General features: G+C 64.1%; 16 protein-coding genes. 10 read left to right on the forward strand and 6 right to left on the reverse strand.

Features of this window, described 5'->3' with window-relative positions; translation table 11 throughout:
- Positions 1-62: 62 nt before the first annotated feature.
- The 5 genes from arcS (at position 63) to RBH20_RS01310 (ending at position 4,959) form a co-directional block, all read left to right on the forward strand.
- Positions 63-1,850 (forward strand): archaeosine synthase subunit alpha, encoded by a 1,788-nt coding sequence (gene arcS, locus RBH20_RS01290; protein WP_306704714.1) that lies wholly within the window; start codon positions 63-65, stop codon positions 1,848-1,850.
- Positions 1,851-1,882: 32 nt separating this feature from the next.
- The gene (locus RBH20_RS01295) at positions 1,883-2,815 is read left to right on the forward strand and encodes a hypothetical protein (RefSeq protein ID WP_306704716.1); all 933 of its coding nucleotides are present in this window, start codon (positions 1,883-1,885) and stop codon (positions 2,813-2,815) included.
- A gap of 40 nt (positions 2,816-2,855) precedes the next feature.
- Positions 2,856-3,254, forward strand: a complete 399-nt coding sequence (locus RBH20_RS01300; protein WP_306704718.1) for a VanZ family protein — start codon at positions 2,856-2,858, stop codon at positions 3,252-3,254.
- Positions 3,255-3,643: 389 nt separating this feature from the next.
- The gene (locus RBH20_RS01305) at positions 3,644-4,720 is read left to right on the forward strand and encodes an archaeosine biosynthesis radical SAM protein RaSEA (protein WP_306704720.1); all 1,077 of its coding nucleotides are present in this window, start codon (positions 3,644-3,646) and stop codon (positions 4,718-4,720) included.
- A gap of 77 nt (positions 4,721-4,797) precedes the next feature.
- Complete coding sequence (locus tag RBH20_RS01310) at positions 4,798-4,959, forward strand: hypothetical protein (protein WP_170083976.1); 162 nt, start codon at positions 4,798-4,800, stop codon at positions 4,957-4,959.
- A gap of 30 nt (positions 4,960-4,989) precedes the next feature.
- Here RBH20_RS01310 and RBH20_RS01315 read toward each other — a convergent pair whose 3' ends face one another.
- Entirely contained in the window at positions 4,990-5,718 is a 729-nt protein-coding gene (locus RBH20_RS01315) for a TOBE domain-containing protein (RefSeq protein WP_306704721.1), read from the reverse strand.
- A 66-nt stretch (positions 5,719-5,784) separates the two neighbouring features.
- Here RBH20_RS01315 and RBH20_RS01320 point away from each other — a divergent pair, with 66 nt between their 5' ends.
- Genes RBH20_RS01320 through RBH20_RS01330 form a run of 3 tightly spaced genes read left to right on the forward strand, consistent with a single transcriptional unit; the run spans position 5,785 to position 8,961 of the window.
- Positions 5,785-6,921: an extracellular solute-binding protein gene (locus RBH20_RS01320; protein WP_306704722.1), complete on the forward strand. Its 1,137-nt coding sequence runs from the start codon at positions 5,785-5,787 to the stop codon at positions 6,919-6,921.
- Between the two features lie 49 nt (positions 6,922-6,970).
- Complete coding sequence (locus tag RBH20_RS01325; RefSeq protein ID WP_306704724.1) at positions 6,971-7,951, forward strand: ABC transporter permease; 981 nt, start codon at positions 6,971-6,973, stop codon at positions 7,949-7,951.
- Complete coding sequence (locus tag RBH20_RS01330) at positions 7,948-8,961, forward strand: ABC transporter ATP-binding protein (protein ID WP_306704726.1); 1,014 nt, start codon at positions 7,948-7,950, stop codon at positions 8,959-8,961. Before RBH20_RS01325 ends, RBH20_RS01330 begins: the two co-directional genes overlap by 4 nt.
- 197 nt (positions 8,962-9,158) lie before the next feature.
- Here RBH20_RS01330 and purQ read toward each other — a convergent pair whose 3' ends face one another.
- Genes purQ through RBH20_RS01350 form a run of 4 tightly spaced genes read right to left on the reverse strand, consistent with a single transcriptional unit; the run spans position 9,159 to position 11,729 of the window.
- Positions 9,159-9,836 (reverse strand): phosphoribosylformylglycinamidine synthase I, encoded by a 678-nt coding sequence (gene purQ, locus RBH20_RS01335; RefSeq protein WP_306704728.1) that lies wholly within the window; start codon positions 9,834-9,836, stop codon positions 9,159-9,161.
- A 52-nt stretch (positions 9,837-9,888) separates the two neighbouring features.
- On the reverse strand, positions 9,889-10,143 hold the full coding sequence (gene purS, locus RBH20_RS01340) for a phosphoribosylformylglycinamidine synthase subunit PurS (protein ID WP_306704730.1): 255 nt from the start codon (positions 10,141-10,143) through the stop codon (positions 9,889-9,891).
- A 51-nt stretch (positions 10,144-10,194) separates the two neighbouring features.
- Positions 10,195-10,854: a hypothetical protein gene (locus RBH20_RS01345; protein ID WP_306704732.1), complete on the reverse strand. Its 660-nt coding sequence runs from the start codon at positions 10,852-10,854 to the stop codon at positions 10,195-10,197.
- Positions 10,854-11,729, reverse strand: a complete 876-nt coding sequence (locus RBH20_RS01350) for a GAF domain-containing protein (RefSeq protein ID WP_306704734.1) — start codon at positions 11,727-11,729, stop codon at positions 10,854-10,856. The genes RBH20_RS01345 and RBH20_RS01350 overlap by 1 nt, the downstream gene beginning before the upstream one ends.
- Positions 11,730-11,849: 120 nt before the next feature.
- Between RBH20_RS01350 and RBH20_RS01355 the strand changes: the two genes are divergently transcribed.
- Positions 11,850-12,833 carry a formyltetrahydrofolate deformylase gene (locus RBH20_RS01355; protein WP_306704736.1) on the forward strand — a complete coding sequence of 328 codons (984 nt, stop codon included), beginning with the start codon at positions 11,850-11,852 and terminating at the stop codon, positions 12,831-12,833.
- A gap of 22 nt (positions 12,834-12,855) precedes the next feature.
- Here RBH20_RS01355 and RBH20_RS01360 read toward each other — a convergent pair whose 3' ends face one another.
- Positions 12,856-13,890: a phosphoribosylaminoimidazolesuccinocarboxamide synthase gene (locus RBH20_RS01360; protein ID WP_306704738.1), complete on the reverse strand. Its 1,035-nt coding sequence runs from the start codon at positions 13,888-13,890 to the stop codon at positions 12,856-12,858.
- A 151-nt stretch (positions 13,891-14,041) separates the two neighbouring features.
- Here RBH20_RS01360 and RBH20_RS01365 point away from each other — a divergent pair, with 151 nt between their 5' ends.
- Positions 14,042-15,058 (forward strand): sodium:calcium antiporter, encoded by a 1,017-nt coding sequence (locus RBH20_RS01365; RefSeq protein ID WP_306704741.1) that lies wholly within the window; start codon positions 14,042-14,044, stop codon positions 15,056-15,058.
- Positions 15,059-15,113: the final 55 nt, after the last annotated feature.

The following is a 15,113-nucleotide window of genomic DNA, read 5'->3' on the forward strand; positions in this document are numbered from 1 at the left end:
GTCGCGGGGGCGGTGCTGGCCCAAAGGCAAGATAGTTGGTCGCGCGTGGCTGACGCCATTGCATGACCGACTACTTCGAGGTCCACGAGCGTGACAGCGCCGCGCGAGTGGGTGAGTTGCGCCTCGCCGACTCCGTGACGACACCGGCGCTGGTCGACGACGTGGACACTGAGACGCCGGGCGATTGCCGACACGTCCTTGCTGACGCCGGAAGCCGCTGGTCCACCGAGCAAGACGCCCCCGACGGCGACGACTCGCTACTCACTGTTTTGCCCCACCGCGGACTCCCCGCCGGCACGCCGGACGAAGTCGCCGAGGCTTTCGCCGTCGACTATCCCGATGTTGCGTTCCCAAGTGCGGCCGTTGTTTCCCCTGATACCGCGACCAACCACGGCAGCGACGCCTACGTCCTCGCTGGCGCGCCCGGCTACGTCGGGCACGCGTCGGCGTTCGTCGATGCCGTTACGACCGTCCGTGAGACAATCCCCGCGGACACCGCGCTCTACCTGCCTGGCGTTGCAACGCCGCGAAACGTTGCGACGCTCGTCTACGCCGGTGTCGACCTCGTGGACCCCGACCGCGCCGTCATCCGTGGGACCGAGGGCCGGTATCTCACGACCGACGAGGCGTACTTCCTCGAAGACCTCGATGAGTTACCGTGTGCGTGTCCAGCCTGCCAGCAGCCACGTTCGGAGTTCAACCGCGAGGACTGCGCCGAACACAACGTCAACGCGCTCGCTGCGGAACTCCGGCGGGTCCGCCGCCGGATTCGTGATGGTCGCCTCCGTGACTATGTCGAGGGACAGGCCAGACAGAACAACTGGCTCACCGCGACGTTCCGACAGCTGGATCAGGAGTACGGCTACTTGGAGGAGCGAACGCCGCTCATCCGGCGCGCTGACCTCTCGGCGGCCAGCGACGACTCGCTCCGGCGGGTCGAAATCCAGCGCTTCGCCGAGCGCGTCACCGACCGCTACGTACCACGGTTCGATGACCGCCCGCTCGTGCTGGTCCCGTGCTCGGCACGGAAACCCTACAGCGATTCCCAGAGCCACAAGCAGTACCACGACGCCATCAAGTGGCGCGCCCACGTCGTCTCGATGACATCGCCCATCGGCGTCGTGCCACAGGAACTCGAACTCACCTACCCCGCACAGCACTACGACTCCGTCGTCACGGGCAACTGGACTGCCACCGAAATCGAGTTCGTCAGTCGCGTGCTCGAACGCTATTTAGAAGGGACTGACTACCCGGAGATTATTGCCCACGTACCCGGCGAAGGCTACCGCGACATCTGCGAGCGCGTGGCTGATTCGCTGGACCGGGAGTTCACCTACACGGTTACCGACCACCCGACGACGGCAGATTCGCTGGGGAACCTCGCTGCCGAACTGGAAGGCTGGGACCGCTATCCGAAACGAGAACGCGAACACAACACTATCCGCGCCGTCGCCGACTACCAGTTTGGTGAAGGCGCGGGCGACGAACTGTTCGACGACCTCTCGACACAGGGCAGGTATCCGCAACTCCGTGCCGACGACGCCGACGGAGAACAGCTAGCGGCGCTGGCCCAGCAGTATGGCGTGCTCTCGCTGACCACCGCCGGGGCGCGTCGCTGGGTCGAGAGCGATGTTCCGACAAAAACCGTCGAGATCGAACCGTTTGTCCCCCACGGCTCGGTACTGGCGCCGGGGATCACGGACGCTAGCGACGACATCCGCGTCGGCGACGACGTGGTGATTCAGGGCGACGCGGCCTTCGGCGTCGGTCGCGCACAGATGAGCGGCCAGGAGATGCAGTCCTCGACACGAGGTATCGCCGTCCAGATGCGCCACACCGAAGAACTGTAATTTTATTTTCTGCAGAGTAGAATCGGACGCAGATGGTCGATGCCTTTACGCTCTATCTGGTTGGGATCGGTGTTCTGGGCGTTGGTTTCTTTGCCGTCTATGTTTACTACGAGTTTCAGACGGCGGCGGGTCGACCCTACCGGCAACGGGGCGTCACTCGGCGCGGTATCACGGGTGCCACGGTCGTCCCGCTTGCGACAGTCCTGCTGTTCGGGTTCGTGGGCGAGGTGAACATCTTCGCCTCCGACGACGTGCTCAGGGCCGTCGGCTACGCGACTGTCGTCCTCTTGTTCGTGTTCGCCGCTGGGCTGATCGGTCTGAATATCTCTCACACGCTCGGGCGGCGGTGGCGACGACTGCACCCCGACAACGACGTGCCGACCGGGACCCTCGAATCCGGCGAGGTGGCCTGCACTGGCGAGGTGACGGCCGCCGCCGTCGGCACGGCACCGGTCACGGACCGCCGGGCTGTCTGCTGGTCGTGGCACGTCGAGGTGTTGAACCCTCACGGCGTCGGGAGCAAGGGGGACCAGTTCACCACCGTCGAGGCAGACCAGGGCGGTGTCACGTTCGCTGTCGACGACGGGACCGGGCCCGTCCTGGTCGACCCCAAGGAGGCGACGCTCGACCTGTCCTCGACGCGGGCGCTGTCCTTCGATTCCGAGGACGGGCCGCCCCCGGCGTTTCCGAACCCAGCCCCGAAAGTCGAACGGACGCACGACGACAAGCCCCGGACCTACGAGGAGTCCATCGTAGCACCGGGCGACCGGGTTGCTATCGCCGGGACCGCAAGTGAGACCGCGGACGGCCTCCTCGTCTCCGGGCCCGACGCCCACGTCGCCATCGGGTCGCTTTCGACGGTGGCCACCCGGTACCGGAACAAAGCGCTGCTGTACGGGCTGGCGGGGGTCGTCGGTGTCGGCGTCGCCGTCGACTGGCTGGCGGCGCTGTACGGCGTCTTCTGAGCATCGGGGGGCTTATCGACGACGGGGGCCGACACCAGCTATGGCCCGGTTAGTCCCGCGACGGTTCCTGCCCGCTGTTGCGTTCGCGCTGCTACTGCTTGTCGTCTCGCTGCTCCCCGCGCCCGAGGCTGGCAGGCCGATCCCGGTGCTGCTCGGCGTCGCACTCGACAAGTGGGTCCACGCCGGTAGCTACGCGGTACTCGCGTGGCTCCTTGCGCGGGCTCGTGGGAGTCGGACACTGGCCGCAGTGGTGCCAGTGGTCGCTCTCGCCGCCTGCTACGGCGGCGGCATCGAACTCCTGCAGGGACTGACCCCCTCGCGGTCACTTAGCGGAGCCGATGCGATGGCAAACGCCATCGGCGCCGTCGTCGGTGGCGGGCTCTGGGTGGCGCTAGGCAGGCCCGTCCCGACGAGAGCGCGGCGGCAGTCAGAACAGTGACCGCAGCCACGCCAGCAGCCCCCCGTTCCCGCTCAATATCGATGTGTCGCCGGACGCCGTCTCTCGCTCCTATTTCTGGCACCCGGGGTGGTCGCATAGTGCTCTCGCCATACATATGGTAGTTCTGCGGTCGCTCAACGACCGTCCCACAGTTCCGGGCACTCGTAGGCGTCTACAAGCCGTTCGTGTCGGTTTTCGACACGACCCCAGAGGTGTTGATGCTGTTGCCCCGATCGTGTTTCGTTTAGCAGCGACTGGTACGGCGAGCCAGAAAGCCCCGGCTGTTCGTACTGTATGGTCCGCAATCACACACTGCTGTCCCTCCAAACGAGACACCGACCGAACGGCGAACACAGGAGCTATACACGCCCGTCGGCAAGGACGGCGTAATGAGCAAACCGAGTCCTGAAGTCTACGAGGAGGGCAAGGGCATGGACGCCCACAACTCCGTGATGCGTGACATCCGGTCGCGCAACGACTCCACCTACGACCCTCGCGAGCCGACCCGCGTGTGGCTCGACGAGGACAACACACCTGACGGTGTCTACCAGAGCCTGACCATCATCCTGAATACCGGCGGCTGCCGGTGGGCGCGTGCCGGCGGCTGTACGATGTGTGGCTACGTCGCCGAGAGTGTCGAAGGCGGGACCGTTGCCCACGAGGACCTCATGGCTCAGATCCAGCACTGTCTGGACCACGAGAGCGAGAACAGCGACGAGCAGAGCGGCCTCATCAAGATCTACACCTCCGGGAGCTTCCTCGACGAGCGCGAAGTCCCAGCAGAGACGCGGCAGGCTATCGCCGAAACCTTCGCGGACCGCGAGCGCATCGTCGTCGAGTCGCTGCCGGATTTCGTCGACGAGGAGACCGTCGGCGACTTCGTCGATGTGGGTCTAGAGACGGACGTGGCGGTCGGCCTCGAAACCGCGACCGACCGCGTCCGACACGACTGCGTGAACAAGTACTTCGACTTTGCCGACTTCGAGGAAGCCTCCAAGGCAGCACAGGCCGCCGGTGCTGGCGTCAAGGCGTACCTGTTGATGAAGCCTCCGTTCCTCTCCGAAGCCGAGGCCGTCGAAGACATGAAGCGGTCAGTGCGACGCTGTGCGGCCGTCGACGGCTGTCACACCGTCTCGATGAACCCCTGTAACGTCCAGCGCTACACGATGGTCGAGGAACTATACCACGAGGGCGGCTACCGGCCGCCGTGGCTCTGGTCGGTCGCCGACGTGCTGGAATCGACCGCCGACGAGGATGTCATCGTCGTTTCGGACCCAGTCGGCCACGGCAGCGACCGCGGCCCGCACAACTGCGGCGAGTGTGACGACAAACTCCAGCGCGCTATCAAGGACTTCGACCTCCGGCAGGACCCGTCGGTGTTCGAGCAGGTAAGTTGCGAATGCGAGGCGACGTGGGACGCCGTCATCGAACGCGAGCGCAGCTACTCGCTCCCGCTCGCTCGATAGGCACTTCGAGCGCCAGAAACCATGTGACGGCCTGTCGACCAACGCTTATCCGTCTTTCGCGCATAACACTGTTCGATATGACCCCGAACGGTGACCAGGACAGGCGCAGTTTCAATACACGCGGGACGGTCACAGAGTGTGACCTGTGCGGTGAACAGCGACAGTGTATCGACGGCGACGGAATGGTCGCCTGCAGTGCCTGTCAGTCAGACCTGCTGCCGTCCGGCTGGGGTCTCTGAGGCTCCACTTAGACGCTGCCTTTTGGTTGCTTACGATGACTCATCCGACCGCGACTGGTCGAGAGCTGGAATGACGCCGGCGGTCGCGGTTGCTTTGAACGAAGCGACGAGTTCCGAGCCCGTGGTGATGTCGAGTTTGTCGAGGCTCGTGTCGGTCACGAGCGCTGACAGTGTCGTGGTCGGGTCGACTGCCAGTGCGACCAGCGCGATAGATGTCCCCTCGTCGATACGCTCGACGGTCCCCGCGAACTGGTTGCGTGCGCTCGTCCCCGTCGACTCTGGGGCCTCGGGCGGTGCGTTCAGCGTCACCGTGTCGGCGCGGATGCCGACCTCCACCGCGTCACCGGGACACGCTTCAGTGTCGACGATGGCACGGACCGTCCCCGGCGGGGTCTCGACGGTCGCAAGTTCGCCGTCACGGTTCACCACAGTCCCTCGCAGGACCGTCTCCTCCGCCGTCGCTACCCCATCGAACTCGGCCTGTAGCCGCTGAAAGCGGGCCAGCAGTTGCTCGGCCGTCACTGTAAGTTCGCTGCCGCCGCCACCGCTGCCACCTCGACTGCGGTCGACCAGCGGGCCGAAGGCGTCCTCCAGTTCCACGATGCGACGCTGGGCGTGAGCGTACGATCTGCCCAGCGCGTCGGCGGCGGCGTTCAGTGACCCGTGGGCGGCGACCGCCTGCAGGAGCGTCCGGTCGCGGGCGGTCAGCGCCACGTCGCCCTGCTCCAGTTGCACTTCGACGTCCGCAGTCGCGTCCATACGAACGCCAGGCGGAGTGTGGTCAAAGATTTTATGACTATCACGATTGAACTGGAAGTATCTCCCATGACACAACGACCGAACTCCGACACCGCACGCGGTAATTCACGACGACGAACGACCCGGAGAGCGTTTCTCACCGGGGCTGGCGCGGCAACACTGACCGCGTTAGCGGGCTGTAGCGGTGGTGGAGATGGCGGCGGCGACGGCGAATCGGGCGGTGCCACAGACACGGACGACGGCATGGCCGACGGGACGGATTCGATGACCGAGTCGGCGACAACCGAGTCGTCGATGGGTGATTCGATGACGATATTCCACGCGGGGAGCCTCGCGCCGCCGTTCAGTTCAGCCGAACCGGAGTTTGAGGACGAGTACGGTGTCGATGTCACCCGCGAGGCAAAGGGATCGGTTGCGTCGACACAGAAAATCACACAGCAGGGCCGAACGGCCGACGTTCTGGGCGTTTCCGACTTCCGCCTCATCCGCGACCGCATTCTCCCAGATTTCGGGGACTGGTACGCGATCTTCACGACCAACTCGATGTCGATACAGTACCGTGAAGACTCACCCGGCGCGGGAGATATCTCGAAGGACAACTGGTGGGAAGTGCTGACTCGCGACGACATCACTATCGGGCACTCCGACCCGGCCGTCGACCCCGGCGGCTACCGTGCGGTCATGACACAGCAACTCGGCAAGGAGGAGTTCAACGGGGAGCGCCTCTACGACGAGTCGACCTACCAGGCCCTGCGTGACAACTCTGTGGTGCCGACCGGTACGGAGACGAACCTCGAAGGCCAACTGGAGTCCGGCGAACTGGACTACGTGTTCTACTATCAGTCCATCTCCAGCACCGCCGACAAGCCGTTCATCGACCTGCAGTCGGAGGTGGACCTCTCACAGGCAACCAGCGAGTACGCGACGCACTACGCGAAAGCCGAGGTCGAGACCGGCAGCGGGACATTCACCGGCGCACCCATCGCCTACGGCATGACGGTCCCGAACGTCGCGGAGGCGCCCGGACGTGGGGCGCAGTGGGTGGAGTACTTCGCGAGCGACGCGGGCCGGACGATCCTGGAGGACCAGGGGCTCGTCCCGGTCGACCCCATCGTCGTCCCAGCGAGCGGGGAAGACGCCGTTCCTGACCGCGTGATGAACGTCGCTAGCGCGCAGAGCAACCTCGGTCCGCTGGAGCTGTAAGTGGTCACACCGTTGCGGTCGATAGCTCACGAATACGAGACACCGTACGATGGCAACTGAAACCGACCCCCGATTTGGCCGTGAACGCGTCGGCACGCGGCCGCTCGTTGCCGCCTTCATCGCGCTACAGGCGGTCGCGTTCGTTGCGGCCTACACTTACGGACGACCGACCTGGTACGCATACTTCATGGTCGGGAGCACTGCCGTCACCGCGTACTACCTCGACGGCTCCTCGTTCACCGTCGCAACGGCGACCGTCGGGAGCATTCTCACGGTCGCGCTCGGGCTCCCACTGTTCCTCTTCGTTGCCCGGCAGAACCCCTCGCTTGTCGCCGAGAAAGCGGCGGACCCAGGCGTCCACCGAGTCCTCTACCTTGGGGTTTATGGGCCGCTGTTGGCGGCCGTTCTCAGCCTGGTCCTCGGTGTGCCACTGGCACATCTCCTCGCAGAGGGGTTCCCGGGGCAACCGTTCGTCGAGAGTCTCGTGGACCTCCCGCTGGTCGTCCCGCACTCGGTCGCGGGCATCCTCATTCTGTTCGGGTTTGGGAAAGGTGGTGCGTTCCCGCAGTTCTCCGTGCTCGGGACGATGTTCGGGATGGTGCTCGCGATGACGTTCGTCTCGGCCCCCTACGCGGTGAACGCGACCCGGGAGTCGTTCGAGGCTATCGACACCCGACTCGAATACGCGTCGCGGGTCCACGGCGCGAACAAGTGGGCGACGTTCCGTCGTGTCACTGGGCCGCTGGCCTTCCGTGGAATGGTCACTGGCGGCGTTCTTGCCTGGGCTCGCGCCGTCTCGGAGTTCGGTGCGGTCGCCGTCGTCGCCTACTCGGTGTCGTTCTTCTACCCGCCCGAAGGCGGCGAGGTCACTGCCCAGCACGCTCCGGTGTTCGTCTACAACACCTACCTTCAGGGCGGCCTCGCGGAGAGTGGTGCTGTCGCGTTCCTGCTGTTGGCCGTCTCGGCCGTTATCTTCCTCATCGTCAGGTATCTCACCGATGACGGCTCGGCCACCGGAGGGATGCCATGAACGGACTAAACGCCGCTGTCGAGGCGACGTTCACGGCCGATGGAGCCGAAGCGTTCACCGTCGACGCTGAAATCGAAGTCGAACCGGGCGAGAGTGTCGTGATTCTGGGACCAAGCGGTAGCGGGAAGACCCTCTTGTTAGAAACCGTGGCTGGATTTCACGAACATGACGGGTTCGTTGCGTCTGACGGCCGTCAACTCACCGACTTGCCGCCTGAGCGACGCGACTTCGGATTCGTGTTTCAGGACTACGCCCTCTTCCCGCATATGACTGTCAGGGAGAATGTCGTCTACGGAACCCGGTACCACGACGAAACGGGCGATCCCGATGCGCTGCTGACAGAACTGGGGGTAAGCCATCTCTCGGACCGATACCCACCCACGCTGTCGGGTGGGGAAAAACAACGAGTGGGGCTCGCTCGAGCGCTCGCTATCCAGCCGGGGGTTATGCTGCTCGATGAGCCACTCGCAGCGCTAGATGTCCCAACCCGACAGACGCTGCGAGACGACTTGGCAGACGTGCTCGCCGACGTGACATCGGTATACGTCACGCATAACCGAACAACAGCCAGGGCGCTCGCCGACCGTATCGCGGTGATGTGCGACGGACGCATCGTTCAGACCGGAACGCCCGAGGAAGTGTTCGAACGACCCGCTTCGCCGATGGTCGCCGATTTCACCGGTGCCAACACTATCGAACTCTCGTCAGCCCCGTCTCTGCGCCGATTGCTGGACGGGAGCGCCCCGGCAGAGAGTGATGGCGACAGTCACGCTGCGATACGACCGGAAGCTATCACGATCAGCGATTCCGGCGATATACGGGCCTTTGTTGAACGGATCGTCCGCGAAGACGCGACCAGCAGAGTGACGCTCTCGTTTGACGATGTCACCGTCGACGCTTTCGCCGACGATCCGCCGTCAGTCGGCGACACGGTCGGACTGTCATTCCAGACGGACCGACTCCATCACTGCAGGTCGGCTGGCCCCGATCAGCGTGCTCGCCGACTGTAACTGTGGATTACACTTCCACTCCGGTACGCATGTATTTATACGGCTTGACCGCCAAGGTCGATATAGGGACCGCCGGACTATGTCACACGCTCCGCTGGTCCCTTCCCCTTTGCAATAAAACCAGATAGCTGCGCGGCTGTTCGGATGTGTCCTAGTCGATTATCAAACCGCCGCACTGACAGTTTCGTCTGCGAACATCACTCAGCGAAGCCTGTGAGAACGCCGCGGCCGTCGGTCCGCCCGAGGTCCGAAAGTGTCGCCCGCTCCGGGTGGGGCATCATGACGGCGACGTGCTCGGCTTCGTCGGTGACGCCGGCCACGCTATGCTTCGAGCCGTTCGGGTTCGCTTCGGGTGTGACAGTCCCGTCCTCGTCGCAGTACTTGAACAGAATCCGGTCCTCAGCCTCGAGTTCATCCAGCCGCTCGTCGTCGATCTCATAGCGGCCTTCGCCGTGAGCGATCGGGAGTTCGACGATGTCACCCTCCTCGTACTGGCTGGTCCAGGGCGTGTCGGCGTTCTCGACGCGCAGGTGGACGTGTTCACACTGGAAGCGGGCGCTCTCATTGGTCGTGAATGCGCCAGGGGTCAGCGACGACTCGCAGCCGATCTGTGCGCCGTTGCAGATGCCAAGCACCGGCGTCCCCTCGCTTGCGGCTTCCCGAATGTCAGCCATGATTGGCGAACGGGCGGCCATCGCGCCGGCACGGAGGTAATCGCCGTAGGAGAAGCCGCCGGGGAGGACGACACCCTCGACATCCTCGGGAAGCCCGTCCTCGTGCCAGACGCGCTCGGCGTCAAAGCCCAGCGATTCTAGGGCCTGGACAGCGTCGCGGTCGCAGTTCGAGCCGCCGAACTGGATGACGGCAATAGTCACAGAGACCACCCTGTGTGGGAACAGGTCACTGCCGTCCGTTTCGAGGCGCTGGTCATTCTGTCTCGGTCACCTCAACGTCGTAGTCGTGGATGGTGGGGTTCGCCAGAAGCCGCTCGGCCATCTCCTCGGCGCGCTCGGCCGCGTCGTCGGCGCTGTCGGCGTCGAGATCCAACTCGAACACGTCAGCTGAACGGAGGTCGTTCAGGTCGAAGCCGAGGCGTTCCAGCGAGCGCTGTGTCGTCTCGGCTTCGGGGTCGAGGACGCCCCGCTTGAGCCGGACGGTGACAGTCACGGTAAAGGCAGTCATTACTGGCAAGCGAGCGGGCAGCGGAGAAAACGCTTGTGTTCTCCCGGCAGGTCACGTCCCGACAGGCGTCCAGTTGGTTGGCTGGTCACGCAGGCCAGCCACTCGGAGATCGAGGTCGCCCTGGTCGGCGCGAACGTCGACCCGCCCGTCGAAAAACCGTGCCACGCTTTCGACGACCTGCTCCTCGTGGGCGTTCGGGTCAAGCACGCAGACACCAAGGCCGTTAGCGGTTCCGATCCGGCCGGTGATCGTGTTGAGGAACCGGTACACTGCCCGCACGTCGTCGCAATAGACGAGCAGCGGCGTCAGCGTGATGATCCCGGTTCGGACCCGCGTGTAGCCGCTGGCGTACGTCGATTCATACTGGCCGGAGTACTCGATACCGATACCGGTCAGGTCCGCCGGCGTGTTGACCGCGGAGACGCTGTCTTCTGGCAGGTCGCTGCTCTCCTGTACGCAATCGATAACACGGACCCGCTCGCGGTCGAGCGCACCCCCGTGGCGCTCGAAGTCTGCCAATATCGTCGTGGCGTCGCTGTCTGTTGCGACGAGGACGGTTCCGTCGTTGGTATCGGGACTGCAGAGTAGTCGCAGTCCCATCTCCCGCGCACCGCTCAGAACAGGGCCGGTCACGAGCAGGCTCGTCCCCGGTTCGACCGGATTCAGCGGCAGGCCGTCGAACGTGTACCGGTCGTCTCGTCGCTGTGACATCAGTGATCCCCCTGCAGCCGGCGTCGCAACAGCAGTTGTTCCTCGACCTCGTCAGCGAACCGCTGGAGATCGTCCAGTTCAGTCTGGGTGTAACGCCGCGGTTCGCCGTCGGTGCAACAGACGGCACCGATCGCATTCCTTTCCTTGTCCGTGATTCGGACGCCGGCGTAGGACCTGATGTTGAGCTGTTTCAGTGCATCGACCTCGCCGAAGCGGGGGTCTTCGTGGGTGTCCTCGACGACCATCGTTTCGTCAGAGAGAATCGTATGGGTACAGATGGAGTCCTCGCGGGCGAGGGTCCGCCAGTTGGCCCCCTCACACGCCACGAACCGCTCCTCGTGCTCGTCCATAAGCCCGACAAAGGCCACGTCGATGTCGAAGTGACTGGTCATGAGCGCTGTCAGCCGGTCGAACGCGTCGATTGCCGCCAGTTGGTCGACGTCGTACTGTTGGACAGCGGCTAGCCGCTCCGTCTCGGTCTCCGGAACGGGATAGGCCGCCTGCGTTACCTCGGCGGCAGCCATGGCAGCGACATCCGCAAGCCGCTCCCGGGACTCCGGGACTGCCCGCGGCACGTATTCGACAACCTGCTCGGGCCCGCCGCGGGGGAGATCCGACGGTGCGTGTTCCGTATAGAGCGTCACAACACAGTCCGGGTTCACCGCACGGACTGCATCGACCACGTCGAACCCGTCTCCGTCTGGAAGATCGAAGGCCGTCACAACGCAGTCGACCGACCGGTCAAGTACTGCGGTCAGCGTATCGAGGGACCTGACTTCCTCGACAGCGAGTCCGGCGTCGGCAAGCGCATCGGCTGTCTCGGCGCGCTCGTCGGCGTCCGGGTGGACACAGAGAACGGTCGGCAAATCACTCATTACGGCTGTACGTACGCGGACCGATATACAAAGGGTTGGTGTCAACGCTAGGTTGAAAACGAAGGCTTTTGCCGTGGGACTGCCGACTCTGCGTCAAATGAATCACGACGCTGTCCGGAGGTGGGTATCGTGACTCGCGGTTTGACCGAGATTACGGTCGTCGGTGAGGACGACACCGGCCTCATCGCCGAAGTGACCTCGCTCCTGTTCGAGCGCAGCATCAACATCGAGGACCTTGACCAGGCCGTCCGGGAGGGGGTCTTCCGGATGACCATGCGCGTCGACACGTCCGGGATGGTGACGACGGAAGAGAAACTCCGCGAAGACCTCACCGAACTCGGCGACGACCTCGGCGTCGACGTGCAGGTCCGGTTCCCCGCTGACCGCGAGACCCAGACCATCGCCGTCCTCGTTACGAAGGAGTCCCACTGTCTCGAGGCGCTGTTCGAGGCGTGGGCCAACGGCGACCTCGGGGCCGACATCGAGGTGGTCATCGGGAACCACGATGACCTTGAGCCGCTGGCGGCCAAATACGATGTTCCGTTCCACGATATCGGCGACGAGAAGGGGACGCCGGATGAGGACCAACTGCTTGATCTGCTCGCGCAGTACGACGCCGACCTCATCGCGCTGGCCCGGTATATGCGCATCCTCTCGCCCGATGTCGTCTTCCGGTACGAGAGCCGGATCATCAACGTCCACCCGAGCCTGCTGCCCGCCTTCCCCGGCGCGTCGGCATACATGCAGGCCATCGAGGAAGGCGTCCGCATTGCCGGCGTCACGGCCCACTACGTGACGACGGATCTGGATCAGGGACCAATCATCACCCAGCGCGCGTTCAACGTCCCCGACGACGCCACCGAAGAAGAACTCCAGCAGATCGGTCAGCCGCTGGAAGCTGAGGCGCTCATCGAGGCCATCAAGCTCCACCTCAACGACGAGGTGAACGTCCACCGCGGCCGGACGAAACTGCGGGACCCCGAGGAGACCTCGGCCCAGCTTGGTGCACCGGAGAAACTCGATCAGCTGAACCCTGACCGTCCCATCGACGGCCTTGGCGAGTTCGTCGCCGAGGACGACGGTGAGATAGAGGCTGACGACTGAAACGCGCTGTCTTTTACAATCCTCAGAGTTCGCTCGCGGCGCTGACGGCTTCGTCAAGCGATGGCGCGTCGAACACGTCGCCGCCGACGTAGGCGTTCGTGCCGGCACAGTAGAGGTCCCGCGCGACCTGGATTACGTCCTCGTCGAGCGGCTGCGGCGACTCGTCACAGAGTGCTTTCCAGTCGGCGACGCCCTCTGTGTCGGCCTGCTGCTTGGCCTCGCTCACGGCTTCGACCCACTCTGACTGGGTGCGCTTGTGGTACTGGCGGATGACCTCCTTTGAGACCTGCTGCCTCCCGTAGGAGAAGCGGTTTTCGTCGAAGGTTCCGACCACGTCGGCCACGCGGATCTCCCCGTCGTAGTACAGACACTCGATTTTCCCGTCTTCGTGGACGAGGTCAGCTTCGGCGGCCTGCTCGGTGACGATGTGGTTGACTGCCCGAGCCAGTTCTTCGAGACGGTCGATGCTGGCCGCGCCGGCAATGCGGTCGGCTGCCTCCCGGTCGAGGTAGCGGTCCTGTTCCTCGTATTTTGTTGAGAACTCCACGATGGGGTCGTCGAGGCTGACGACTTCCTCGGGCCAGGTGTCGAAATCGAGGCCGTGGTCAGCGGGCTCGGTCCGGGACCGAAGTGATGACCCAACGCCGACCCGGTTCCGGAAGACGATCTCCAGCGGGATGAGGTAGTTCTCGTCGGCCCCCACGTGGTAGGCGTCGTAGTCGTAGCTCCCGTCCTCGAAGGGGAGGTCCGGGACCTGCGTGAGTTCGATGACCATCTCCTCGGGAGCGGCGTCGGCCGACAGCGCCTCGCCGAGGTCAAGCACCTCGTCGCTATCGGGGAGTCTGACGCCCTCGTAGTGTGTCGGGACGTGGTTCTCCTCCAGTAGTTGGAAGTTGTACGCGCCCATCGTACACAGCGACGCGCCCTTGTCGGGGATCTGGTCTGGCATCTTCCCCCAGTCGAATACGGAGTAGTCGTCCGTGAACACGAACGCGCCGCGGCCGAGCCCTTCGGCCGTCGCCGGTTCGTCAACGCGAAATTCCTTGACGCTCGTCATTGTGCCCGCCTTTTGCGCCGGGGACAAAGACGTTTCTCATACTGTTGGCTGTAACTATTGTAAGATATTCGCGGTAGCAAAATTCGTTACAGACAGCATCACTCGCGCTCGGAAGGCAACGTTTTCTGTCGGGCTGTCGACTAACCGCCTGATGGCTTCCAGTCTGTTGGTCGAGGCTGCGATCATCGTCGCTGCGACGGTCGCGATCTGGAAAGGGAGCGACTGGCTCGAATCATCGAGTGAACGGCTCGCGACGTACTACGGGCTCCCAGAGGTCGTCCAGGGCGCGATTATCGTCGCCGTCGGGTCAAGTTTCCCGGAGGTCGCGACTGTCGTCGTCGCGGCGCTTGGCGGGTCGATGCCGCTTGGCGTCGGCGCAATCGTCGGTTCGGCTATCTTCAACATTCTCATTATCCCCGCAGCTGCGGGCATCGCTACGGACGACGAACTCGAATCGAGCCGGACACTCGTCTACAAGGAGGCGCAGTTCTACATGCTCGCCGTCTCAGTCCTGCTCATCACGATGGCGCTTGCGGTCATCTACTACCCTGGCGAGGCCACGCTCACCGGCGTCATCACGCGACCGCTGGCGGCGATCCCGCTCGCGCTCTACGGGCTGTACGTTTTCATCCAGTACCAGGATACGGCCGACCACGACCCCGAAGAGGACTGGACCGCCGGCATCTCGGTCGGGCGAGAGTGGCTCTTCCTCCTGCTGGGTTTGGCTGTCATCCTCGTGGCTGTGGAAAACCTCGTCCACGCCGTCAGGGTCATTGGTCGGGCCGCCGGCGTTCAGGAGTTCCTGCTTGGCGTGACGATTCTCGCGGCGGCGACGAGTCTCCCCGACACGCTCGTTAGCGTCAGAGCAGCCCGTGACGACCGCGGGGTCACGTCGCTCGCGAACGTTCTCGGCTCGAACACGTTCGACCTGCTCGTCGCTATCCCGCTTGGCGTTCTCATTGCCGGCACGTGGACCGTCGACTTCGCGATGGCTGTGCCGATGTTCGGCGTCCTGACCGGAGCAACGATTCTCCTGTTTACCGTCCTTCGGACCGACCTCGTGTTGAGTGAACTCGAATCGTACGCGCTGCTGGGCGCCTATGCGGCCTTCGTCGCCTGGGTTATCGTCGAAACCGGGGGCTGGATCGGCGGCGTATTGCCGACCTGATGTACTGACCGCTCGCGTCACGAAACACAGACCCTGCCGACCTTGTGGACCATGT

It is taken from the genome of Haloarcula sp. H-GB4 (assembly GCF_030848575.1).
Taxonomy (GTDB): domain Archaea; phylum Halobacteriota; class Halobacteria; order Halobacteriales; family Haloarculaceae; genus Haloarcula.

Excerpts from the sequence above, each read along its gene's own strand:
- arcS (WP_306704714.1), top strand. The coding sequence starts at position 63 with ATGACCGACTACTTCGAGGTCCACGAGCGTGACAGCGCCGCGCGAGTG.
- RBH20_RS01295 (WP_306704716.1), top strand. The coding sequence starts at position 1,883 with ATGGTCGATGCCTTTACGCTCTATCTGGTTGGGATCGGTGTTCTGGGC.
- RBH20_RS01300 (WP_306704718.1), top strand. The coding sequence starts at position 2,856 with ATGGCCCGGTTAGTCCCGCGACGGTTCCTGCCCGCTGTTGCGTTCGCG.
- RBH20_RS01305 (WP_306704720.1), top strand. The coding sequence starts at position 3,644 with ATGAGCAAACCGAGTCCTGAAGTCTACGAGGAGGGCAAGGGCATGGAC.
- RBH20_RS01310 (WP_170083976.1), top strand. The coding sequence starts at position 4,798 with ATGACCCCGAACGGTGACCAGGACAGGCGCAGTTTCAATACACGCGGG.
- RBH20_RS01315 (WP_306704721.1), bottom strand. The coding sequence starts at position 5,718 with ATGGACGCGACTGCGGACGTCGAAGTGCAACTGGAGCAGGGCGACGTG.
- RBH20_RS01320 (WP_306704722.1), top strand. The coding sequence starts at position 5,785 with ATGACACAACGACCGAACTCCGACACCGCACGCGGTAATTCACGACGA.
- RBH20_RS01325 (WP_306704724.1), top strand. The coding sequence starts at position 6,971 with ATGGCAACTGAAACCGACCCCCGATTTGGCCGTGAACGCGTCGGCACG.
- RBH20_RS01330 (WP_306704726.1), top strand. The coding sequence starts at position 7,948 with ATGAACGGACTAAACGCCGCTGTCGAGGCGACGTTCACGGCCGATGGA.
- purS (WP_306704730.1), bottom strand. The coding sequence starts at position 10,143 with ATGACTGCCTTTACCGTGACTGTCACCGTCCGGCTCAAGCGGGGCGTC.
- RBH20_RS01345 (WP_306704732.1), bottom strand. The coding sequence starts at position 10,854 with ATGTCACAGCGACGAGACGACCGGTACACGTTCGACGGCCTGCCGCTG.
- RBH20_RS01350 (WP_306704734.1), bottom strand. The coding sequence starts at position 11,729 with ATGAGTGATTTGCCGACCGTTCTCTGTGTCCACCCGGACGCCGACGAG.
- RBH20_RS01360 (WP_306704738.1), bottom strand. The coding sequence starts at position 13,890 with ATGACGAGCGTCAAGGAATTTCGCGTTGACGAACCGGCGACGGCCGAA.
- RBH20_RS01365 (WP_306704741.1), top strand. The coding sequence starts at position 14,042 with ATGGCTTCCAGTCTGTTGGTCGAGGCTGCGATCATCGTCGCTGCGACG.